The sequence below is a fragment of the Pseudomonas sp. SWRI99 genome (assembly GCF_014270125.1).
GTDB lineage: Bacteria > Pseudomonadota > Gammaproteobacteria > Pseudomonadales > Pseudomonadaceae > Aquipseudomonas > Aquipseudomonas hamedanensis.
In genome coordinates, this window is record NZ_JABWQR010000011.1 from 28,306 (window position 1) to 51,313 (window position 23,008).

19 protein-coding genes are annotated in these 23,008 nt (G+C 60.7%); 15 read left to right on the forward strand and 4 right to left on the reverse strand.

Features of this window, described 5'->3' with window-relative positions:
- The first annotated feature begins 10 nt into the window (after positions 1-10).
- The 11 genes from HU743_RS10960 (at position 11) to HU743_RS11010 (ending at position 13,729) form a co-directional block, all read left to right on the forward strand.
- On the forward strand, positions 11-1,054 hold the full coding sequence (locus HU743_RS10960; protein WP_186552248.1) for a cysteine synthase family protein: 1,044 nt from the start codon (positions 11-13) through the stop codon (positions 1,052-1,054).
- Positions 1,055-1,082: 28 nt separating this feature from the next.
- Complete coding sequence (locus tag HU743_RS10965; protein WP_186621319.1) at positions 1,083-2,243, forward strand: NAD/NADP-dependent octopine/nopaline dehydrogenase family protein; 1,161 nt, start codon at positions 1,083-1,085, stop codon at positions 2,241-2,243.
- A 36-nt stretch (positions 2,244-2,279) separates the two neighbouring features.
- Complete coding sequence (locus HU743_RS10970) at positions 2,280-4,130, forward strand: IucA/IucC family siderophore biosynthesis protein (protein WP_186648625.1); 1,851 nt, start codon at positions 2,280-2,282, stop codon at positions 4,128-4,130.
- A 13-nt stretch (positions 4,131-4,143) separates the two neighbouring features.
- Positions 4,144-5,388 (forward strand): MFS transporter, encoded by a 1,245-nt coding sequence (locus tag HU743_RS10975; protein ID WP_186648627.1) that lies wholly within the window; start codon positions 4,144-4,146, stop codon positions 5,386-5,388.
- A gap of 16 nt (positions 5,389-5,404) precedes the next feature.
- On the forward strand, positions 5,405-6,589 hold the full coding sequence (locus HU743_RS10980; protein WP_186648629.1) for an aminotransferase class V-fold PLP-dependent enzyme: 1,185 nt from the start codon (positions 5,405-5,407) through the stop codon (positions 6,587-6,589).
- A gap of 86 nt (positions 6,590-6,675) precedes the next feature.
- Entirely contained in the window at positions 6,676-7,191 is a 516-nt protein-coding gene (locus HU743_RS10985) for a sigma-70 family RNA polymerase sigma factor (protein ID WP_186552243.1), read from the forward strand.
- The gene (locus tag HU743_RS10990; protein ID WP_186552242.1) at positions 7,192-8,169 is read left to right on the forward strand and encodes a FecR family protein; all 978 of its coding nucleotides are present in this window, start codon (positions 7,192-7,194) and stop codon (positions 8,167-8,169) included.
- 94 nt (positions 8,170-8,263) lie between these two features.
- Positions 8,264-10,678, forward strand: a complete 2,415-nt coding sequence (locus HU743_RS10995) for a TonB-dependent receptor (RefSeq protein ID WP_186648631.1) — start codon at positions 8,264-8,266, stop codon at positions 10,676-10,678.
- Between the two features lie 62 nt (positions 10,679-10,740).
- Positions 10,741-11,922, forward strand: coding sequence for an ABC transporter substrate-binding protein (locus tag HU743_RS11000; protein WP_186648632.1), 1,182 nt, complete (start codon positions 10,741-10,743; stop codon positions 11,920-11,922).
- The gene (locus tag HU743_RS11005) at positions 11,919-12,980 is read left to right on the forward strand and encodes an iron ABC transporter permease (protein ID WP_186630559.1); all 1,062 of its coding nucleotides are present in this window, start codon (positions 11,919-11,921) and stop codon (positions 12,978-12,980) included. The genes HU743_RS11000 and HU743_RS11005 overlap by 4 nt, the downstream gene beginning before the upstream one ends.
- Positions 12,974-13,729, forward strand: coding sequence for an ABC transporter ATP-binding protein (locus HU743_RS11010; protein ID WP_186648633.1), 756 nt, complete (start codon positions 12,974-12,976; stop codon positions 13,727-13,729). The genes HU743_RS11005 and HU743_RS11010 overlap by 7 nt, the downstream gene beginning before the upstream one ends.
- Positions 13,730-13,739: 10 nt before the next feature.
- On the opposite strand, the gene HU743_RS11015 is transcribed toward HU743_RS11010, so the two are convergent.
- Positions 13,740-14,738 carry a bile acid:sodium symporter family protein gene (locus tag HU743_RS11015; protein WP_186648634.1) on the reverse strand — a complete coding sequence of 333 codons (999 nt, stop codon included), beginning with the start codon at positions 14,736-14,738 and terminating at the stop codon, positions 13,740-13,742.
- Positions 14,739-14,822: 84 nt separating this feature from the next.
- Here HU743_RS11015 and HU743_RS11020 point away from each other — a divergent pair, with 84 nt between their 5' ends.
- Positions 14,823-15,611, forward strand: a complete 789-nt coding sequence (locus tag HU743_RS11020; protein ID WP_186648635.1) for a helix-turn-helix transcriptional regulator — start codon at positions 14,823-14,825, stop codon at positions 15,609-15,611.
- 256 nt (positions 15,612-15,867) lie between these two features.
- The gene (locus HU743_RS11025; protein WP_186648636.1) at positions 15,868-16,842 is read left to right on the forward strand and encodes a TerC family protein; all 975 of its coding nucleotides are present in this window, start codon (positions 15,868-15,870) and stop codon (positions 16,840-16,842) included.
- 117 nt (positions 16,843-16,959) lie between these two features.
- Here the strand turns inward: HU743_RS11025 and HU743_RS11030 are convergent, their stop codons facing one another.
- Complete coding sequence (locus HU743_RS11030; protein ID WP_186648637.1) at positions 16,960-18,060, reverse strand: polyamine ABC transporter substrate-binding protein; 1,101 nt, start codon at positions 18,058-18,060, stop codon at positions 16,960-16,962.
- A 330-nt stretch (positions 18,061-18,390) separates the two neighbouring features.
- The gene (locus HU743_RS11035) at positions 18,391-19,797 is read right to left on the reverse strand and encodes a cytosine permease (protein ID WP_186648639.1); all 1,407 of its coding nucleotides are present in this window, start codon (positions 19,795-19,797) and stop codon (positions 18,391-18,393) included.
- Between the two features lie 324 nt (positions 19,798-20,121).
- On the opposite strand from HU743_RS11035, the gene HU743_RS11040 reads away from it, so the two are divergent.
- Together HU743_RS11040 and HU743_RS11045 are read left to right on the forward strand one after the other, a co-directional pair.
- Positions 20,122-20,607 (forward strand): flavin reductase family protein, encoded by a 486-nt coding sequence (locus tag HU743_RS11040; RefSeq protein WP_186648640.1) that lies wholly within the window; start codon positions 20,122-20,124, stop codon positions 20,605-20,607.
- Between the two features lie 152 nt (positions 20,608-20,759).
- Positions 20,760-21,803 (forward strand): LLM class flavin-dependent oxidoreductase, encoded by a 1,044-nt coding sequence (locus HU743_RS11045; RefSeq protein ID WP_186648641.1) that lies wholly within the window; start codon positions 20,760-20,762, stop codon positions 21,801-21,803.
- A gap of 91 nt (positions 21,804-21,894) precedes the next feature.
- On the opposite strand, the gene HU743_RS11050 is transcribed toward HU743_RS11045, so the two are convergent.
- The gene (locus HU743_RS11050) at positions 21,895-22,902 is read right to left on the reverse strand and encodes a glycosyltransferase family 2 protein (RefSeq protein WP_186648642.1); all 1,008 of its coding nucleotides are present in this window, start codon (positions 22,900-22,902) and stop codon (positions 21,895-21,897) included.
- Between the last annotated feature and the right edge of the window lie 106 nt (positions 22,903-23,008).

Here is a 23,008-nt window from a genome sequence, read left to right on the forward strand (position 1 = left end):
AACAATAGCGATGATATTAAATAAAGTTTCAGACTTGATCGGTAACACACCGATGCTGGCCATCGATGTTCCGGACAGCAATGCCCGTTTGCTGTTAAAGATTGAAAAGAATAATCCCGGCGGCAGCATCAAAGACCGCATGGCACGCAATATGGTCCTGGCGGCGCTCAAGTCCGGGCGCCTGAAACCCGGCGGCGTAGTGGTCGAGTCGTCTTCGGGCAACACCGGAATTGGCCTGGCCATGGCCGCTGTCGAATTTGGCCTGCATTTCATCGCCGTGGTCGATCACCACGCCGCGCAAGACAAGATCGCCGTGATGAAGGCCCTCGGCGCTGACATCCGTTTCGTCAAAGGCAGCTATCGCGAAGACGAAGTGGCCGTGGTCGAGCGCCAGCGCCTCGCCGCCGAACTGGCGTCGGAGATCCCCGGCGCGGTGTTCATGAATCAATCCGACAACGCGGCCAATGCCGGCGGCTACAGTGATTTCGTTCGCGAAACCATCGCTCAGGCCAACGGGGTGATCGGTGCTTACGTCGGCTGCGTCGGCACCGGCGGTTCGATGACCGGTATCGCTCGCGGCCTGAAAGTGCACAACCCTGACACCGTGACCGTTGGCGTTGAACCCGCCGGCTCGATTGTTTTCGGTCATCCTGGCTACCCGTACTACCAATCGGGGACCGGCACGCCGGCGGGTGACACCGTCGGTCTGGTGCTCGATTACAGCTGCATTGATCTGGGCGTGCAGGTCACCGATGCCCAAGCGTTCGAAACCGCGCGCTACATCGCCCGCAACCTCGCCCTGCTGGTCGGTGGCTCGACGGGCGGCGCCATTTACAAGGCACTGGAGCTGATCCACAAAGGCGTGCTGACCGGCAACGTCGTAGTGCCGGTGGCCGACGGCGGCGAGAAATACCTGCACACCGTGTTCAACGAACAGTGGCTGCAGGAGCGCGACCTGATCGATCCGGGCATCGCCCCGCAACTGGACGCCTGGCTGGGCAAGACCCAATGGCTGGAATCCGTTTCCGCGCCGCTGCAACTGAGCGTCGCATGACCCACCCTTCACACAGGAACGCCTCTCGATGAATGTGTTGAAAGTCGCCATCTGTGGTGGCGGCAGGACTGGCCATCTCAACGCCATCCTGTTCAAGCAACTGCCCGACGTTCAGGTTTCGCTGCTCACCCATAATCAGGACGTCATTGAACATCACGCGCGGCAGACGCCCATGCAGGCGTTATTGCCTGACGGCTCGACCCTCAGCGCCCGACTGGATCGCGTCACCCGTGACGCCAAAGCGGCGGTGGAGGATGCCGATATCGTCATCGTCACCGTGCCTGCTCATGTCCGTCAGCAAACCCTGCAAGCCATCGCCCCGCACTTGAGTGCGAGCAAACCGGTGTTTATCGGTGCGATTCCGGGCTTCTGCGGTTTCGACTGGCTGGCCGAAGCCACCCTGCCCGACCGGCCGAATGTGGTCATCTGGGGCATGAAGGACGTGCCGCACACGGCTTTCGAGCTGACACCGGGACGCTCGGTGAAAATGGGCGGCGGCAAAAGCCAACTGTATGTGGCGACCCATGCCAGGGAGCCGCAAACAGCGCGCCGCCAACTCGAGAAAATACTGACCAGACTGTACGGTCCCTGCGTGACGATGCTCGATCACTATCTGGAAATCACCCTGACCCCGGGCAACCCGATCATGCACAGCTCGGTGATCTACGGCTTGATCGGCCCTTACGGCCAATGGCATCGCAAGATCTTCCCGCAGCGCATGTGCTGGTGGACAGAATGCCCGGAACTGGGCGCGTATTTTCTCGAGCGCATGGACCAGGAAAGCCAGGCTTTATGCGCGGTGATCAGCCAGCGGCTGGGCATCGACCTGTCTTCGGTGAAATCCTTGAAACAGGAGATCGTCGAGGCCTACGGCGAGCAGATCCGTGATACCAGCAGCATGCTGTCGATCCTGCGTACCAATCAGGCCTACAACGACATCCTCGCGCCAATGGTGCCGGCTGCCGACAACCGCGCCGGCTACGTGATCGAGCGCGAAAGCCGCGCCTTCAACGAAGACGTCGCCTATGGCTTGGTGCTGTTGGTGGAAATGGCCCGACGCTTCGACCTCAAGGTGCCCTACATCGAGGAAGTCCTGCAGTGGAGCGTGGCCTATATGCATGGCCTGCGCGATTCGGCACTCGATTACTTCCCCCGCCAATGGCCCCACACGACAAGCGCCGCCGCTTGATCGCCTATTCAATTTCTCGACGAGCAGACCGCTGATATGGATGACTTCAAGACACTGATCGCCTTCTCCCGCAAAAACGCCATGCGCCGTCTGGTGCGCTGCCTGTTTGCAGAAAACATTCTCGAGCGTTCGGCGCTGCGCTTCAGCGCCGAGGGCAACCAGGCCACTTACCCGCTCAAGGGCGGCCGCGCTCACCTGGCCTTTTCCGACATTGCCAAAGGCCCGGCCGACACCGTGGTCAACGACGGCGACGTGGTGCTGGTCACCGATGAAGGTGTGCGCCAGACCATCACCAGCCACCAGGACATGCTCGATGTGTTGCGCGACAGCTTTGATTTCGCACCGACCGACGAGGGCGTCGCCGGACTCAAGGCGGACATGGAAAACAGCCTGACCAACGACGCGCATGCCCGCCAGCATCGCCAGCAGTGGAACGCGCGGCTGCAACAGGCCATCGCGGATCAGGGCCTCAACAGCTTCACTGACTACCTGCGCCAGCACGTCAAAACCAAGGACGCGGCGATCCTGCTCGACCAGTGGGGCTCGCTGGAGGGCCATCCTTATTACCCGACGTGGAAGGCGCGCCCGGGCCTGAGCGATGACGAGGTGGCGCAACTGTCGCCGGAGTTCAATGCCCAGGTGCCACTGCGCATCGCCGCGTTGCGGGCCGACAACGCAAAAAGCGAAAGCATGCCGCACGTCACCAGCTACCACGCCTGGTTCGCCAGCCACTTCCCCGCGCAGTGGGAACAATGGAAAGCTTCGCTCAACAGCAAGGGCCTGGACGAAACCGAGTGGCTGCCGCTGCCGATTCACGCCTGGCATTTGCAGGCCTACGTGCTGAAGACGTTTGCGGCGGAGATCGAAGAAGGCATTCTGATCACCGACGGCCCGGACCTGCCAACGCTGCCGACCATGTCGTATCGCACCATGATGCCGCTGCTGGAGGATTGCGCGCCGCTGATCAAGCTGCCGATTGCCGTCTGGATGACCAGCGAACTGCGTAGCCTGCAAGCCAAGTCGATTCATATGGGGCCGCGGATCAGCACGGTGATCAGCGCTATCTTGAAAGCCGAAAACGGCTTCGATCAACGCTTGGAAATTTTCCCGGAAGAAATCGGCGTGCGCTACAAAAACGCGGTCACTCAGGACGATCATCCGGGCCGGCATCTTTCGGTGGTCTATCGCGCCAGTGCGCCGGCTTTCGAACGCAACGACGATTGCTTGCCGATCACCGTGGCATCGCTGTTCACTCGTTTGCACGGCAGCGGTCGGCCGTTGTTCACCGACCTGATCGAACGTGACGGCGTGCGGGCCAATGCGACGCAGGTGGAAAACTGGTTTCGCGAGTACGCCAAAGTGGTCACTCATCCCGTGGTGGCGATCTATTTGCTGTACGGAATCGGCCTTGAAGCGCACCAGCAAAACACCATGGTGCTGTTCTCCCCCGACGGTAAAGCACGTAGTCTGCTGATCCGCGATTTTGGCGATGGCCGCACCTACGCGCCATGGCTGGAAGGACGCGGTTACAGCCTGCAACCGCACGTGCAGCCGGGTATCCTGCCGACGGTGTTTGCCGGCGACATCGAGCCGGTGCGCATGTTCGTTCTCGACGCGGCGTTCCTGACGCACCTGCATGAGATCGCCCTGTGGTTGACCAAGGAGTACGGTTTGCACGACACGCGTCTGTGGCAAATCCTGCGCGAGGAAACCGATCTGGCGTTTGCAGCGGTGCGCGAGCGTGTCCCGGCCGATGTGTGGGAAACCGAGCACAAAGCATTCGTCGAAGACCCATGGCCGACGCGTTCGTTGTTGCGCATGCACTTGATGCAGTACAGCAACTATCGTTTGCAACACACCCTGACCAACCCGCTCGCTAGCGTTTAACCGAGGCTGACTCATGTCCCATGCAGGTGCCATCCAGGGTTCGAGAGTACGAATCCTGATTTATCTTCTGTTCGCGATCCAGTTGGTGTCGATGGGCGCGATGGAAATGAGCGGGCCGTTCTGGCCTGTCCATCTGCGTGGGCTGACCAGCTCCGAGTCGGTTTTCAGCTTCGCCAGCATCGCCGTGTACGTCGGGCCGATGCTGGGCATTATTCTGACCAGCGCATTCTGGGGCCGTATCGGCGACCGCTACGGCCACAAGTTGATGATGATTCGTGCGCTCGCCGGGTTGTCATTGACCCAGCTTGGGCTGGCCCTGTTCACGGACATCTGGGTAATTCTCATCCTGCGTTTTCTGCAAGGGGCGTTTGCCGGCTATATCGCTCCGGCCCAGGCCTATGGCGTGAGTATCGAAGCACCGTCGCGCCGCGCCAGGCTGTTCGCCATTCTGCAGATTTCGACCAACGTCGGCTCGCTGCTCGGTGCAGTGGTTGGCGGTCTGATCCTCGATTACGCGACGTTCTTCTGGATCAACATCATCGCGTCGGCATTGTGCGCGGTGTGCACGGTGATTGCCGCCGTGACCTTGCCGGACGTGCCGCCGGTGAAAAAACCGGGGGCCGCGGACCAGACTGCTCCCGTGCGCCGCGCCGGCAGCCTCTGGCAAGGTTCGCCGCTGCTGTCGCTGCTCGGTGTGATGGGCATTCTATTGCTCGCACGGATGCTGCCGCAGACCTCGTTTTCGCTGTATGTCAGCTCGGTCTTCGAGGTCAGCAATTCGGTGGTCGGTCTGTGCTATGGCCTGCTGGCGCTGGGCTTCATTCTGTCGGCCACGGCGTGGTCGCGTTACTTCGAACATCGCGGTCAGCAAGACACCTTGCAGCGCATGACGTACGTGGTGATCGGCTGCATCGTCCTCACCGCTGTGGCGGGCGTCACGCGCAATCCGCTGGTGTTCGTCATTGCCTATTTCATCTGGGGCGTACTGCTCGGGGCCACCACACCGGTGCTGATGGCGCTGATTTCGAAAACCGCCGACAGCTCGCAGCAGGGCCATGTGCTGGGGATTGCCCAGGGCACCGCACAATTCGCATCGATTGCCGGCATCTCGGCTGGCGGCTTGCTCAGTCAGGTCTACGGTCTGCAATACACCTATCTGTTCGTGTGTCTGGCCTACGTGCTGGCGTTGGTCCCGATTGTTGCGCTGCGCTACTGGCCGGCGGCGCTGCAAACCAGTCCTGCCCCACCCGCGGATTGATCAAGGAGTGACGCTTATGGACATCGCACAATTACGCGCTGACACGCCCGCCGTCGCGCAACTGATCCATTTCAACAACGCCGGCGCGGCGCTGATGCCGACGCCGGTGATCGACGCCGTGACGCGCCATATCCAGCTCGAAGCACGCCTGGGCGGCTACGAAGCCGCCGGGCAGCAATCGCGGGAAGTCGAGAACGTCTACACCGCCATCGCCCGGTTGATCAACGCCCGGACTGATGAAATCGCGGTGATCGAAAACGCCACCCGCGCCTGGGACATGGCCTTCTATTCATTGCCATGGCGCCCGGGCGACGTGGTGCTGACGTCCACCACCGAATACGCCGGCAACTACATCCCTTATCTGCAACTCAAGCAGCAACGCGGCATCGAAATCCGGGTGATTCCCAACGATGAGCATGGCCAGGTCTCGCTGACCGCGCTTGAAGCGCTGCTTAATGACCAGCGCGTGGCGTTGATCTCTTTGCCGGTCATCGCCACCAATGGCGGACCGGTGCAGCCAGTCGAGCAGGTAGGCGCCCTCGCCCGCGCCGCCGGCGTGCTGTTTCTGCTCGACGCCTGCCAGGCTGTCGGGCAAATGCCGATCGATGTGCAGAAAATCGGTTGCCACATGCTCACCGCCACCAGTCGTAAATACCTGCGCGGGCCTCGGGGAATGGGCTTTTTGTATGTCGAGCGCGCGCTGTGCCAGAGCCTTGAGCCGGCGTTTCTGGACTTGCACGCAGCGTCGTTGCAGAGCGCTGAGCAGTTCACGATTCGCGCCGATGCGCGCCGCTTCGAGAACTGGGAATGTAACGTCGCGGCCAAACTGGGCCTTGGTGCGGCGGTGCACTATGCGCTGGCGCAAGGCATCGAGCCGATGTGGCAGCGAATTCAGCACCTGGGCGAATACCTGCGCCTGCGGCTGGCCGAGATCCGCGGCGTCACGCCACGGGACCTGGGGGCGCAGAAGTCCGGCATCGTCACCTTCACCCATGATCAGCGCAGCGCGGCCCAGGTTCAGCAATGGCTGGCCGGGCAGGAAACGCGCATCAACGTCAGTACTTCGACGTTCCGCTCGACCCTGCTCGACATGCAGCAGCGCGACTTGCTGGAAGTCAGCCGCGCGTCGCTGCACGCGTACAACACCGAGGCGGAAATCGATACGCTGATTGCCGCGCTGCGCCGTTTGCCGACCGTATGAAAGCAGGCGCCAATCGGCGCTTGCGTCACAGAGGGTTTGTAAACTAGCATTGGGAATACTTCTCAATTGCATGAAAATCTGCAGCCATGAGCGAAACCCTTCCCGCGAATAACGACAAACACCTGCGCGCGATCGAAGCCCTGTACAGCGGCCATCACGGCTGGCTGTACGCGACGCTGAGAAAAAAACTGGGTAACGCCATGGATGCGGCGGATCTGGCGCAGGATACGTTCACCCGCATCCTTGCGTCTCAGGTCACGGTGATCGAGCAGCCACGGGCCTACCTGAGCTGTGTGGCCAAGGGCATTCTGGTCAACTGGTATCAGCGCAAGGCGCTGGAACGCGCTTATCTGGACGCTCTGGCCCATCTGCCCGCGCCCGAAGTGCCGTCGCCGGAATTGCGCTTCATGGTGCTGGAGACGCTGCACGAAATCGACGCGATGCTCGACGCCCTGCCGCCGCTGGTCAAACGCGCGTTCCTGCTGTCGCAGATCAGCGGTCTGAAATACGACGACATCGCCGAGCAGTTGGGGGTGTCGCTGATTACCGTCAAGCGCTACATGAAGCAAGCCTTCGTGCAATGCCTGCTGCTGGTGGAGTGAATGCTCGCCCGGCGCCATGACGCGCGGCCCGATCAACAGGCCCTGGAAGAAGCCGCCGACTGGCTGATCCGCATGAGTGAAGGCGAACTCAGCGACCGCGAGCGCGGCGAGTGGGAATGCTGGAAGGTCAGCACGCCCGAGCGCGCTCGCGCGTGGGCACGTGCGCAACTCTTGCAAACCAAACTGGGCGGCCTGCCGCCGTCATTGGCGATGTCCGCCCTTGATCGCCCAAGCAGTCCGCAACGGCGCGCGGCCATGGGCAAACTGGCGGTGATCCTGGCCCTTGTGCCGGCCGGTTGGGGCAGCTGGAAGCTGGCCGAATCGCAGCAATGGTCAGCCGACTACCGCACGGCCGTCGGCCAGCAACGCGAGCTGAGCCTGGCCGATGGCTCGAAAATCACCTTGAACACCGACACCGCCATCGATGTGCTGTTCGACGCCAGCCAACGCCTCATTTACTTGCGCGAAGGCGAGATCCTGGTGCAGACCGCCGCGGATATTTCCCCGCTCGCCCGGCCTTTCGTGGTCAGCACCTGCCAGGGCCGCATGCAGGCGCTGGGTACGCGTTTCACCGTCCGCGAGCGGCAACCGCAGACCCATCTGGCGGTGCTCGAAGGCGCGGTGAAAGTCGAACTCGCGAACAATCGCCAAGGCACGCCACTGATCGTCAACGCCGGTCAGCGCACCGATTTTTCTTCCTCCACCTTTGGCGCGGTCAGTGCCACCGACCGCAATGTCGGGGCCTGGAGCCAAGGCATGCTGATGGCCGACAAGATGCGCCTGGCCGATTTTGTCGACGAACTCACCCGCTATCGTCGCGGTTTCGTGCGCCTCGATCCGGCCCTCGCCGATCTGCGCATCTCCGGCGCTTACCCGATCAGCGACAGCCAACGCACCTTGAACATGCTGGCGCAGACCTACCCGATTGTTGTCAGCGGCCACCTCAATGGCTACTGGGTCATGCTTTCCCCCGCCTGAGGAAAAAAATCGCCGTCCGGGTGATACTTTTTTCAATCTCGACTGGCAATTGGGGAGAAGCACTTTTCCGTCCTGTTCATAGGCTCATCCATCCATGCTCGCCGCACGCCTCCTGCGCCCGGATCGTCAGTTCATACCAGTTGTTCGCAGTGCGTTGCTCAGCCTTGCCCTGATCGGTGGCGTCTGCCCGTTTGCCCTGGCCGCCGCGCCGGTGCAACTGGACGCGGGCACGGTGCGGGCGTTCAACATTGCCGCCGGACCGCTGGGGGCGACGCTGTCGAGTTTTGCCGTGGACGCGGGCATCGCCCTGTCGTTCCAGCCTGCGCTGACCGAAGGCCTGCGCAATCGCGCACTGGTCGGCAGCTACTCGACACAAGAGGCGGTCAATCGGTTGCTCGACGGCAGTGGCCTGGACATGGTGCTGCGCAGCGACGGCAGTTATACGCTGGTGCCGCGCCGGGTGACGCTGGATGAAACGCCGATCATTGGCACCGACCAACGCGCCAGCTCCCTGCCACCGGAGTATGCCGGCGGCCAGGTCGCCAGCGGTGGGCGTCTGGGCATTCTCGGCAACACCGAGGTGATGGACGCGCCGTTCAGCGTGAGCACTTACACCTCGGCGCTGATCAAGGATCAACAAGCCGTCACCGTGGGCGATGTGCTGGAGCGCGATTCTTCGGTGCGCTCCACCGGCCAGACCGGAGGGATTGTCGACTCGTTCTTCATTCGTGGCTTTCCGGTGGGCGAAGGCAATCTCGGTGAGCTGGCCTTCGACGGCGTGTACGGTGTGGCGCCCAATTACCGCGTGTTCACCGAATACGCCGAGCGCATTGAACTGGTCAAAGGCCCCGGCGCCTTGCTCTACGGCATGTCCCCCAATAACGCGGTCGGCGGCGTGATCAACGTAGTGCCGAAGCGCTCACTCGACGAAGACCTGACCCGTTTCACCGCCAGTTACGCGATGAATTCCCAGCTCGGCGGGCACCTCGACGTCAGCCGGCGTTTCGGTGAAGAGCGCCGCTTCGGCGTGCGCATCAACGGCAGTACGCAGCTCGGCGATACCGCGATTGACGCTCAGTCACGCCACGTCGATATCGGTGCGATCTCCCTCGATTATCAAGGTGAACGCCTGCGCACCAGCTTCGACTGGCTGCAGCAAAAAGAACGCTTCGATGCCGCCTCACGGCCATTCCTGATCGCGCCGGGCGTTGACATCCCTTCCGCGGCCAATGGTCGTACCAGCGTCAGTCAAGACTGGGGCTGGTCGAAAACCCGTGATCAGTCCGCGTTGTTCAGCGGCGAGTACGACCTCAGCGACGCCTTGACGGTGTTTACCCATGCCGGTGGCGGCAAGTCGGATGTCGCACGCATGTCCGACCAGACGCCGACCATCATCAATGCCGCCGGCGACACGTCTTCAACGCCTGGTTATTACAAGTTCGAAGTCGAGCGCTACACCGTTGACGCCGGCGCGCGGCTGCGCTTCGACACCGGGCCAATCAGTCACCGCACCACCGTGCAGGTCAGTCGCTATCGCGACGTGCTGTCACGCGGGATCATTTCCGCCGCGCCAATTTTGTCGAATATCTATCACCCGGTGGACCGTCCGGAACCTTACATTCCAAAACCGGATACGCCGAAAGTATCCGAAAGCGAACTGACCGGCGTGGCGCTGGCCGACACCCTGTCGATTCTCGATGACCGCGCGCAGATGACCCTCGGCCTGCGCAAGCAGAACATCCAGTCCGATAACTACAACGCGGCAGGCAGAGTCACCGCCTCCTACGACGACGGCCGGACCACGCCGCTGTTCGGCGTGGTGCTCAAACCCTGGGAACACGTCTCGCTTTACTACAACTACATCGAAGGCCTGAGCAAGGGCGACATTGCGCCGTCCAGCGCGGTCAACGCCGGCGAAATCTTCGCCCCGTATGTTTCCCGTCAGCATGAGGTCGGGGTCAAGGCCGACTACGGCACCTTCACCTCCACCCTCAGCCTGTTCCAGATCACCAAGCCCAGCGGCGAGCTGGCCGCCGGCGTGTTTTCGGTGCAGGGCGAACAACGCAATCGCGGGCTGGAGCTGAATGTGTTTGGCGAAGTCGTCCCCGGCACGCGCTTGCTCGGCGGCGTGACCCTGCTCGATGCTGAACTGAGCAAAACCGCAGTGGCGGCCAACCGCGGCAATAAACCGGTCGGCGTGCCATCGGTGCAGGCCAACCTCTGGGCCGAGTGGGACAGTACGTGGCTTGACGGCTTGACCCTGACCGGCGGCGCCATTCACACCGGCAGCCAATATGTGAACCAGGCAAACACGCAAAAACTCGATGACTGGACCCGCTTCGATGTCGGCGCCCGCTACAGCACCCGCATCGATGATCGGCCGACCACGTTTCGCGCCACCGTGCAGAACGTGTTCGACCACGAGTACTGGTCGGGCGTCGCCTCTTACGGCGCGTTCTCCCAGGGCTCACCGCGCACCTTATTACTGTCGGCGACTGTCGATTTCTGAAACGTTCAGGCGCAGGACGGCGTGAGTTGTCGGGCGCACTGACTTTTGTAAAGGCTTTGACCATGGTGATTTTCGATCGACGCAGCCTCGCTGTCGCTGCGCTGTTACTGGCAGGACTGCTGAGCCTGTTTTCCCTGGTGCCGCGCAGCGCTCACGCTGACGATGCGCAGGCTGCGCGCACCGAGGTCACCGATCTGCTGGGGCGTAAGGTCAAGGTGCATTTGCCGGTCAGGCGAGTGATTCTTGGTGAAGGCCGGCAGTTGTACCTGGTCGCCGCCCTCGACACGCACAACCCGATCGAACGGATCGTCGGCTGGCGCAAGGACCTGATCCAGTCGGACCCGGACACCTATAACGCTTACCTGCGCAAATTCCCCGACATCGCGAAAATCCCCACCTTTGGCGGCTTCGAAGACGGCACCTTCGATATCGAGCAGGCGATCTCGCAACGCCCGGACGTGATCATCCTCAACATCGAGGCTCAGCACGCCACCGAAGATGCGCGCTACATCGAAAAACTCGACGCCCTCGGCATCCCGGTGGTGTATGTCGATTTCCGCAATAACCCGATGCAGAACACCGAGCCGACCATGCGCCTGTTCGGCCAATTGTTCGGCAAGGAACAACGTGCCCAAGCGTTCATTGATTTCCGCAACCAGCAGATCCACCGTGTTACCGACGTCATCGAAAAACAGCACCCGCCGCGTCCGAACGTATTCATCGAGCGTATTGGCGGTTACACCGACGACTGCTGCCTGAGTTTCGGCAACGAGAACTTTGGCCGGTTTGTCGACATGGCCGGCGGCAACAACATCGCCCGCGGCATCATTCCGACCACTTTCGGCCAGTTGAATCCCGAGCAAGTCATCGTTGCCAATCCGGCCCATGTGGTCGTCACCACCGCCAACTGGGAAGCGTTTGCCCCCGGCGGTCATTGGGTCGGCGTCGGCCCCGGTGCTGACATGGCGCTAGCGCGCAAAAAACTCGCGTGGTACACCCAGCGTCCAGCCTATGCCGGCATCAAGGCCCAGGAAGATCAGGCCTTCCACGCGATCTGGCACCAGTTCTACAACAGCCCGTACCAGTTCGTCGCCATTCAACAATTGGCGAAATGGTTTCACCCGGACTTGTTTGCCGATCTCGACCCGGACGCCTCGTTCCGCGAGTTGCACGAACGCTTCCTGCCCGTGCCGTATGAGTCAGGCTACTTTGTCAGCCTGCGCAACCCTGAGACCAAACCATGAACGCGATGACCGAAACGGTGGTACTCCAAGGCGAAACCTATCGCCGCCTGGTGCTGCGTAAACGCCTGATACTCGCCGGGCTGATGATTTTGCTGCTGTGCAGCGTGCTGCTCGATCTGGCACTGGGCCCGGCGAGCTACAGCCTTGGCGAAGTACTCGGCGCGCTGTTCTCACCCGACAGTGCTTCACCCCAAGTGCGCGTGGTGATGTGGGACATTCGCCTGCCCGTGGCGTTGATGGCGGTGGCCGTCGGCGCGGCGCTGTCCCTGGCCGGCGCACAAATGCAGACAATCCTCAACAACCCGCTGGCCAGCCCGTTTACCCTGGGCATCTCCGCTGCCGCCAGTTTCGGCGCGGCCCTGGGTCTGGCGTTCGGCGTCGCGCTGTTTCCGCTGGCCGCGCAATTCATGGTGCCGCTCAATGCGTTCATCATGGCCATGCTCTCGGCGCTGCTGATTCATTTTCTGAGCATGCGCCGTGGCGTCACCGCAGAAACCATCGTGCTGCTCGGCATTGCGCTGGTGTTCACCTTCAACGCGCTGTTGGCGCTGGTGCAGTTCTTCGCCACCGAACAAGCCGTCGCCGCCGTGGTGTTCTGGACCATGGGCAGCCTTACCAAAGCGACGTGGCCGAAGCTGGGCATCATCTGCCTGGTGATTCTGATTACCCTGCCGATCTTCGCCAAACGCGCCTGGGCCTTGACCGCCCTGCGTCTGGGCGACGACAAGGCCGCCAGTTTCGGCATCAACGTGCGCAGCCTGCGGTTTCAGACGCTGATCATGGTCAGCCTGCTCGCCTCGTTTCCGGTGGCGTTTGTCGGCACCATCGGCTTCATCGGCCTGGTCGGGCCGCACATCGCGCGCATGTTGATTGGCGAAGACCAGCGCTTCTTTCTGCCGGCCTCGCTGCTCACCGGTTCGTTGATCCTGTCCGCCAGTTCGGTAGTCAGCAAGACCCTGATCCCCGGCGCGATTTTCCCGATCGGCGTCGTCACGTCGCTGATCGGCGTGCCGTTCTTCATTTCACTGATTCTGGGCGGGAAGAAAAACTCATGGTGAAGCTGCAACTGGACAATCTCGGCGCGCGTTACGGCCAGCGTGAGATTATTCGCGAAATCTCGACCGCGATGTTTTGCGGCGGGCAAGTGGTCGCGGTAGTCGGGCCGAACGCGGCTGGCAAGTCGACCCTGTTCAAGCGCATGGCCGGTTTGCTCGACGGCCCCGGCCAAGTGATTTTGCAGGATTCGAAAAAAGGCCCGACGGGCATCAGCTACATGCCCCAAGGCCTGAACGCCAGTGCGCGGTTGACGGTGTACGAGTCCGTGTTGCTGGCGCGCAAGCAACTGACGCCGGGCTGGGCGGTGCACGATGACGAGCTGAAACTGGTCGACGAGATTCTCGCCGCGCTGGGCATCACTGCCCTGTCGTTCCGCAACCTCGGCGAACTCAGCGGCGGCCAGCAACAGCTGGTGTCCATCGCCCAGACGCTGGTGCGCGAACCGGAAATCCTGCTGATGGACGAGCCGACCAGCGCCCTCGACATGCATCGGCAAGTGCAGGTGCTGAACTTCATGCGCAGCCTGGCGCGCCAGCGCGAAGTGATTGTGTTCATCGCCATCCATGACCTGAACCAGGCATTGCGTTTTGCCGATCAGGTATTGGTTATCGCCGACGGCACCAGCCAGGGCAGCGGCCCGAGCCATGAGGTGATCACCGAGCAGATGCTGCGCAAGGTCTATAAGGTCGAAGCGCGGATCGAGCAGTGCAGCCGCGGACTGCACCATATCCTGATCGACGATATCGTTTGATGCCCGCAGGTCACGGATCGACCTGCGCCATCAACTCCGGCAGCGACTCCGGCCGTTTCGCGTATCGCTGCGCCAGCACCGCACACACCATCAGTTGAATCTGGTGGAACAGCATCAGCGGCAAAATCAGCACGCCAATGGTGCTGCCGACAAACAAGACCTGCGCCATCGGCACGCCGGTGGCCAGGCTCTTTTTCGAACCGCAGAACAGAATGGTGATGCGGTCTTCCTGATTGAAACCGAAGGCCTTGCCCAGTAGCGTCGAGGCCAGCAGCACCAGCGCCAGCAGGATGCAGCAGACCAGCACCAGCCCCAGCAACTCCCACAGCGGAATCTGCTGCCAGATGCCCTCGTTGACCGCTTCGCTGAAGGCGCCATAAACCACCAGCAGAATCGAGCCCTGATCGACGAACTTCAGCCAGTGCTTGTTGCGCCCGACCCACGCATCGATCCAGCGGCGGGCGATTTGTCCGGCAATAAACGGCAGCAGCAGTTGCACGCTGATTTTGACGATCGCATCCAGCGTCGAGCCGCCGTCGCCGTGGACGTTGAGCAGCAGCGTCACCAGCAGCGGCGTGAGGAAAATCCCGAACAGGCTCGACGCCGCCGCACTGCAAATCGCCGCAGGAATATTGCCCCGTGCCAGCGAAGTGAAGGCGATCGCCGACTGCACCGTGGCTGGCAGTGCGCACAGGTAAAGCATGCCCATGTACAACTGATCGCCGATCAACGGCGACAGCAGCGGTTTCAACGCCAGCCCGAGGAGCGGAAACAGCACGAAGGTCAGGCCGAACACCAGCAAATGCAGGCGCCAGTGGCCGGCGCCGGCAATGATCGATTCGCGGGACAGCTTGGCGCCGTGCAGGAAAAACAGCAGCCCGATGGCCAGGTTGGTCAGCCAGCCGAAACCGACCGCGACCTGCCCGCTGGCCGGCAGGAAGCTGGCGAGCAGGACAACGCCAATCAGCGTCAGGGTGAAGTTGTCAGGCAAAAAACGTGGGCGGGTCATGGTCGGTTCATCCGGGGGTTGCCAGTGCGTGCCAAGGACTCTACCGTGACTGCCGATGACCGACTAACGCCGAAGGGCCACAGAATGCCGCCTAAAGGACATGAGAAAAGCATCCGCCGCAGCATTCCCGGGCTGCACAGCCTGCCGCGTCCGCTCTACGGGCGCACCGAATCGCTGCCCAATCGCGCCCTGACCCGCCGTCACAGTCATCCGTGGGTGCAGTTGTCCTACGCCATTCAGGGCGTGCTGGAAATCCAGACCGGCGTCGGTCGTTTCGTCGCCCCGCCAGAGCGTGCCGTGTGGATTCCGGCGGGTGTGCCGCACCGCGTGTTCAGCGCGCCGCATACCGAGATGCGCAGCCTGTATATCGATTGCAGCGTGACCGGCTGGGCGCTTGAGCGCTGCCATGTGCTCGGGGTCAGCGATCTGCTCAAAGAACTGATCCGCGCGTTCAGCCAAGTCCCAGTGGAATACGACGAGAACGGCGCCCATGGCCGCCTCGCGCGAGTGATCCTCGATCAATTGGCCGAGGCCCCGCACATCGACCTGATGCTGCCGCTGCCGCAGGACCCGCGCCTGCGGCAGATCTATCAGAGCCTCGAACAGCATCCGGAACAACAAACCACGCTGAGCCACTGGAGCGATAGATTCGGTGTTACCGAAAAGACCCTTACCCGCCTGTTTCTGCGCGAAACCGGCCTGACCTTTCGCGCCTGGCGTCAGCGTTTGCGCCTGCTCGGCGCGCTGACGCCGTTGGAGAATGGCGAGCGCGTGACCGACGTCGCGCTCGCCTGCGGTTACGACTCGACTTCGGCGTTTATCGCCGCGTTTCGCCAGCAATTTGGCGAAACACCGGGGGAGTTTTTCCGCTGAAACTTCGGTTTTGCCGAACTATCAGTCAGAAATAAACGATTTTTCTTTCCGGTAAACCCGTCGTTAGCATGGCCCTGTCTGACTTGATCCAGAGGCAACGGTGATCCCTGTGGGAGCGAGCTTGCTCGCGAACGCGGTGTGTCAGGCAGCCTCAACGTCACTGTTCCACCGCATTCGCGAGCGAGCCCGCTCCCACAGGGAGAAGTGCTCGCCGTGAGATCAGCGATAACGCAGCCACCAAGACAGGGAGCGTGCCATGCCCGCCACGAACCTCAATATCGGCGAACCCTGGATGTGGGGCGCCTTCATCGTCTTTGTTCTGGCCATGCTGGCTCTGGACTTGTTTGTCTTCGGCGGCCGCAAGGCGCATCGGGTATCAGTGCGTGAGGCCCTGGCCTGGGTGATTGCCTGGTGTCTGTTGGCCCTGAGCTTCGCCGGTTTGCTCTGGTGGTATCTGCACGGTGAATTCGGCGGCGCAATCGCCCGGCAGAAAACCCTGGAGTTCCTCACCGGTTACCTGATCGAGCAGTCGCTGTCGATCGACAACATGTTCGTCTTCGTCATGATCTTCAGTTACTTCGCCGTGCCGCCGGAATTGCAACGGCGAGTGCTGTTGTACGGTGTACTCGGGGCCATCGTGATGCGCGCGGTGATGATCTTCGCCGGCGTGTGGCTGGTGTCGCAGTTCGAATGGCTACTGTATGCGTTCGGGGTGTTCCTGATCTTCACCGGGATTAAAATGCTGGTGTTCGCCGACCAGCAACCGGACCTCGACAACAACCCGTTGCTGCGTTGGGTGCGCGGGCATCTGCGAATTACCAGCGGTTTTCACGGCGAGAAGTTTTTCGTCCTGCAGAACGGCGTGCGCTGGGCGACGCCGATGTTTCTGGTGCTGGTGCTGATCGAGGCCAGCGACTTGATGTTCGCCGTCGACAGCATCCCGGCGATCTTCGCCGTGACCACCGACCCGTTTATTGTGTTCACCTCGAACATCTTCGCGATCATGGGCCTGCGCGCGCTGTACTTCCTGCTGGCGGACATGGCCGACCGCTTCCACCTGCTCAAGTATGGCTTGGCGATTGTGCTGGTGTTTATCGGCGGCAAGATGGTCGCGATGCCGTGGTTTCACACGCCGGTGGAATGGTCGCTGGTGATAGTCGGGTCAGTGATTCTGGGGTCGGTGTTGTTGAGTCTGGTGACGACGCGCGAGGGCGAGCGCCGCACGGAATAACACCATACACAAACCCTGTAGGCCTTCGCCTGCTCGCGATCGCGGTGTGTCAGACAACATCCAGGTCAACTGACATACCGCGATCGCGAGCAGGCGAAGGCCTATAAGGGATTGGTGTTATTTATCGGATTTGATACTGGTCCACACCCGCGTGCGCACCCGCTCCATTTTCTGCGGTAATGGCTGGACGACGTAAAGGGTTTTCAGCGCCTCGCTGGTCGGCGTCAGATTGGGGTTATCAGTAATCTCCTTGTTGACCAGCGGCATCGAGTCCTTGTTGGCATTCGGGTAACCGAGAAAATCACTGATCGGCGCAATCACTTTCGGCTCAAGCAGATGGTTGAGAAATTCGTGGGCCTCGGCGACGTTCTTCGCGCTCTTTGGGATGGCGAACGTATCGAACCAGATCGGCGCACCCTCCTTCGGCAAGCGCCAGTCGACCACCACGCCGTTGCCCGCCTCTTTGGCGCGATTGCCGAATTGGTAGAAGCTGCCGGAGTAACCGATGGCCACGCAGATGTCGCCGTTGGCGATGTCGGTCATGTACTTGGCCGAGTTGAAGTAGGTCACGTAAGGGCGGATCTTCATCATCAAGGCCTTGGCCTTTTCATAGTCCGCCGGGTTCTGGCTGTTCGGATCGAGGCCGAGGTAATGCAGGGCCAGCGGCAGAATCTCCGAAGGCGAATCGAGCATCGCCACGCCACAGGCCTTGAGCTTTTCCATGTTCTCGGGCTTGAACACCAGGTCCCAACTGTCCACCGGCGCGTTGTCGCCCAGTGCTGCCTTGACCTTGGCCGGGTTGAAGCCGATCAGCACCGTGCCGTACATGTAAGGCATGCCGTACTGGTTGCCGGGGTCGTTGGCATCAAGCAACTTCAGCAACGCCGGATCCTGATGCTGCCAGTTCGGCAGTTTCGATTTGTCGAGTTTCTGAAACACACCGGCTTTGATCTGAGTTTCGAGGAACTGGTTGGACGGCACCACCAGGTCGTAACCGGAGTTGCCGGTGAGCAGTTTGGCTTCCAGCGACTCGTTGGTGTCGAAGGTGTCCCAGGTCACTTTGACGCCGCTTTGCGCGGCGAAATCCTTGGGTACCGATGGCAGGATGTAATCCGCCCAGTTGTACACGCGCAACTCGCGCTGCTCGGCCTGGACCGCGCTGGCCAGCAGCGTCAGCCCACACACGGTGGCACCCAGAATACCTTTCATCGTGACCATGGTTGTTTCCCCATAATGCGGCGTGAGTCGATGGTTTTTATGTTCTGTACACGGCAGCGGCTGTAACGACAGCCAAGGGCAAAGAAAATCGAGCGTCTGGTTATGGCCTCGATTCTTGCTGACAGCGTAGCGGGATCACAGTGGCGGATCGGCCAAAAGGGGATCGATATGGCCAATTTGAGTGACCGCTGAAATACGCAGGAATCACAAATCAAGTATGGCGAGGGAGCTTGCGCCCGCTGGGGCGCGCAGCAACCCCGCTCTTCGCTTGTCAAAGCGGGGCCTGCTGCGCAGTCCAGCGGGAGCAAGCTCCCTTGCCACAGAAATCGGTTACGAGCGATAGCTCAGTTTTGCCGCCCTGCTTTGCTGCGCCTGATCACGGGTCGCCAGGCAGAAATACAGCGGAACCGTCACCACCAGGCCAACCAGCCATGACAAATCGGCTCCCTCCACAAGGTTGGCGTAAGGCCCGACGTACAGCGAGGTGTTGGCAAACGGCAGCTGCACGATGATGCCAATGAAGTAAGCGATGATCGCGTGCAGATTGAAGCGTCCGTAAATCCCGCCATCGGCGCGGAAGATCGAGGTGATGTCGTAGTGGCCGCGCTTGATCAGGTAAAAGTCGATCAGGTTGATCGAGGCCCACGGTACAAGCACCAACAACAACGCGAGAATCAGGCCGATGAACTCGGCGATGAAGTCCTCCGACGCGCCGAGTGCCACCACGCAGCAACCCGCCAGAATCACGCTCGACAACACCACGCGCACTTTGATGCTCGGCGTCCATTGGCTGGCGAAGGTCTGGATCGAGGTGATGATCGACAGCACCGCGCCATACAGATTCAGCGCGTTGTGGCTGATGATATTGAGCAGAAACAGCACCATCAGAATCGGCCCCAGCCAACCGGTCGATTGCTTGACCGCCGCCATCGCTTCGGTGCCTTCCGGAGTTGCCAGCACCGCAACGGCGCCGAAGGTGAACGACAGAATTGTCCCCAGCGTCGCGCCCAGGTAAGTCGCCCAGAACGGCTTGGCAATGCCAATATCGGCCGGCAGGTAGCGCGAATAATCGGACACGTAGGGCGAAAAGCTGATCTGCCAGATGATCCCCAGCGACACCGTCGCCAGCCATCCGGACAGATTGAAACTGCCGCGAGTGAAGAAGTCCGCCGGCAAGTCATGGGCGAAGATGTAAAGGAAGCCGGCGAGCAACGCGCCGCCCATCACCCAGGTGCCAATGCGGTTGAGCGTGTGGATGAAGTTGTAGCCGATCACGCCAATCGCCGTGGCCGCCAGGGCGCCGATCAGAATGCTCAGCGGCGCCGGCACCGACGGCGCAATGCCGACGATGGATTTACCCGCCAGCACGATGTTGGAAATGAAGAAACCGATGTAGATGATGGCCGCGAAGAACACGATCAGCAGCGCGCCGTAGCGGCCGAATTGTCCGCGACTCTGGACCATTTGCGGAATGCCCATGCGCGGCCCCTGGGCCGACGCCAGCGCAATCACCACGCCGCCGATCATGTGCCCCAGCGCAATCGCCAGCAGCCCCCAAAACAGATCGAGATGGAACACCTGAACCACCATGGCGCCGGTGACAATGGGCAGTGGCGCGATGTTGGTGCTGAACCAAAGGGTAAACAGGTCGCGGGCCTTCCCGTGGCGTTCCGCGAGTGGGACGTAGTCGACCGTATGATTCTCGATCAACGGATCTTGCCGGGACATCTGGGACATATGCATGAACTCGAGTTGGTCTGTTTTTATCGTTGTATGAAGCCAAACCGGGGGGGCTCTCTAGTCGCCCCTCAGATGCAGACCATATTATGGTATTCCAAACTTTTCACAAGGCTGATCCGTTGTTTGCAGCGCTATCTGATACGCCATCCTCGTTGATAGAGCGGCTGCTGGACCAGCCGTAAGCCCCGTAAATGCTGAGTTTCCGACGAACGCAGCACGTTTATCGGTTCAGCTTAAAAGCCCTTGCAAAGATTGAATACTGGTATACCATCAGACCAACAAACACATAAAAACAGCGTCACAACACCCGAGGACCGTCCAATGATCGATGCCACCCTCTACAAACAAGTCATGGGCTCGTTCCCGTCTGGCGTTACCGTCATTACCACCCTGGATGACGACGGCCAGATCGTCGGCCTGACCGCCAGCGCCTTCAGTTCGCTGTCGATGGATCCGGCCCTGGTGCTGTTCTGCCCCAATTACGGCTCTGATTCCTACCCCGTTCTGATCAAGAACAAACGCTTTGCGATTCATCTGTTGTCCAGCGGCCAGCAAAGCGAAGCCTATGCCTTCGCCCGCAAAGGCAAGGACAAGGCGCAGGGCATCGAGTGGACCTTGAGCGAACGGGGCAACCCGATCCTCGCCAACGCGACGGCTATCATTGAATGTGAACTGTGGCGCGAATACGAAGGCGGCGACCACGCCATCATGGTCGGTGCCGTAAAGAACCTGATCGTCCCCGAGCAAGTCGCCGGACCGCTGGTGTACTGCCACGGCAAGATGGGCGCCCTGCCCGTTCCGGCCTGATCGTCAGATCCGCACAAATCAACTGTAGGAGTGAGCCTGCTCGCGATAGCGATTTATCCGATGTCGATGTGTTTTCTGACACACCGCCATCGCGAGCAGGCTCGCTCCTACAAGTTTTGTAGCCACAACAACAAAAGATCCGAGGAAGCGTCATGAAATTTTCCCTGTTCATTCACATGGAACGCTGGGACGAAAGCGTCAGCCACCGCCAACTGTTCGAAGACCTCACCGAACTGACCCTGATGGCCGAGGCTGGCGGTTTCAGCACCGTGTGGATCGGCGAACACCACGCCATGGAATACACCATTTCCCCAAGCCCGATGCCACTGCTGGCCTACCTCGCGGCGAAAACCACCACCATTCACCTCGGCGCCGGCACCATCATCGCGCCGTTCTGGCACCCGCTGCGCGTCGCCGGTGAATGCGCCCTGCTCGACGTGATCAGCAACGGCCGCATGGAAGTCGGCCTCGCCCGTGGCGCCTATCAGGTGGAATTCGATCGCATGGCCGGCGGCATGCCTGCCTCCAGCGGCGGCCAGGCCCTGCGCGAAATGGTCCCGGTGGTCCGCGCCCTGTGGCAAGGCGACTACGCCCACGACGGCGACATCTGGAAATTCCCCACCTCCACCAGCGTGCCAAAACCGATCCAGAAGCCCAACCCACCGATGTGGATCGCCGCCCGCGACCCGGATTCGCACAACTTCGCCGTGGCCAACGGCTGCAACGTGATGGTCACGCCATTGATGAAGGGCGACGAAGAAGTCGTCGATTTGAAGAATAAATTCCAGACTGCGCTGGATAACAACCCAAATGTACCGCGCCCGCAATTGATGGTGCTGCGTCACACGCATGTGCACACCGCCGACGATCCGGACGGCTGGAAGGTCGGCGCCAAAGCCATCTCACGTTTCTATCGCACGTTCGATGCGTGGTTTGGCAACAAGGAAACCCCGGTCAATGGCTTTCTTGCGCCGAGTCCGGAAGAGAAGTTCGCCGGGCGTCCGGAGTTTGAACTGGAGAGCCTGCACAAGACGGCGATGATTGGTACGCCGCAAGAGATCATTCCGCGGATCAAGTACTACCAGGAACTGGGCGTGGATGAGTTCAGTTTCTGGTGTGACAACAGCTTGCCGCATGCGGAGAAGAAGAAATCGCTGGAGTTGTTTATCAAGCATGTGGTGCCGGCGTTTCGCTGATAGCACGTTGGCCTGATGCTCAGCAAGCAAGAAAGGGGCGAATTCATTGACCTGAATTCGCCCCTTTTTTGCGTAACTCATCACACAGAAACTAGCCCTGAACGGAAGCTTTTCGCGACCTGCGCAGCTGCTTCAGATTGAAACGCAACCTGCGCATCCCGTGAGCAATGCGCGGAAACAGCAACGTCCAGCGAGGATGCAAGACCACGCCGCAATCACGGCTGTCCTGCCGCGTTAGCGTGGAAATCTGTTCTGGCAACGGCACACCATACTTAATGCATTTGGTGATCAGTGCATCGACATTGCGCTCCATGAACTTCAGCGCAACATCGCGTCCGGCATTGAACGAGCGAATGTGTTTTTTCAACGCGGCCAAGGTGTCGCGATACGCCGCATAACTGCCCAGCACATACTCGGCATCCTTATGGCTTTGCGTCAGCGAACCGCTGCGGACCCGCTGAAAGTAATAGTCCGCCGCCGTCGCAAAAGTGGTTCGGCTGTGCAGGTAAATGTTCATGCTGAACACGTGATCTTCATGGGCGCGCCCTTCCAGGCGCACGGCAAAACGCTCGCACACCGAACGCTTGAAAATGTACTGCCACGTCGCTGCGTGATATTTGCCAGACAAAATCAGATCTTCGAGCAAGTCGCGCCCGGCTTCAAACCAGCCAGCGCGGCTGGCAGCGGTGTTGCGTCGCAACAGCTGCTTGTGGCCGTCCACTTCGGTATAAGAACGCTTGGAGAAATAAAACAACTCCAGCGCCGCGTTGGCCTGGACCTGCTCCACCAGCGTCGCAAAAAACTCGGGGCTGACCACATCGTCCGGGTCACAAAAAAACACGTACTCGCCACTCGCCAAGGCCAGACCATTACGCCGAGCCGCACCGACACCCTGATTGTCCTGAGTGACCACTTTGAGTTCCGGGCGATGGCCAAAACCGGCTTCAATCACTGCCAGCGTGCCATCGGTCGAACCATCGTTGATCAGGATGATTTCGTGCAGCGGCACGGGTTGATTGATCAGCGAATCGAGGGTTTCGGCGATGTAGGACTCAACGTTGTATGTAGGGATGACGACGGAGATTTTTGGAAAAGACACGGAGCGGAGTACCTGAAAAGACTGAGTGAGCGATGGCGTAGATTTGTGAGGCAAAGTTGACGTGCGTAGAGCCTGTGAAGGCGCGCGGGCTTTTGTGACGACTCAT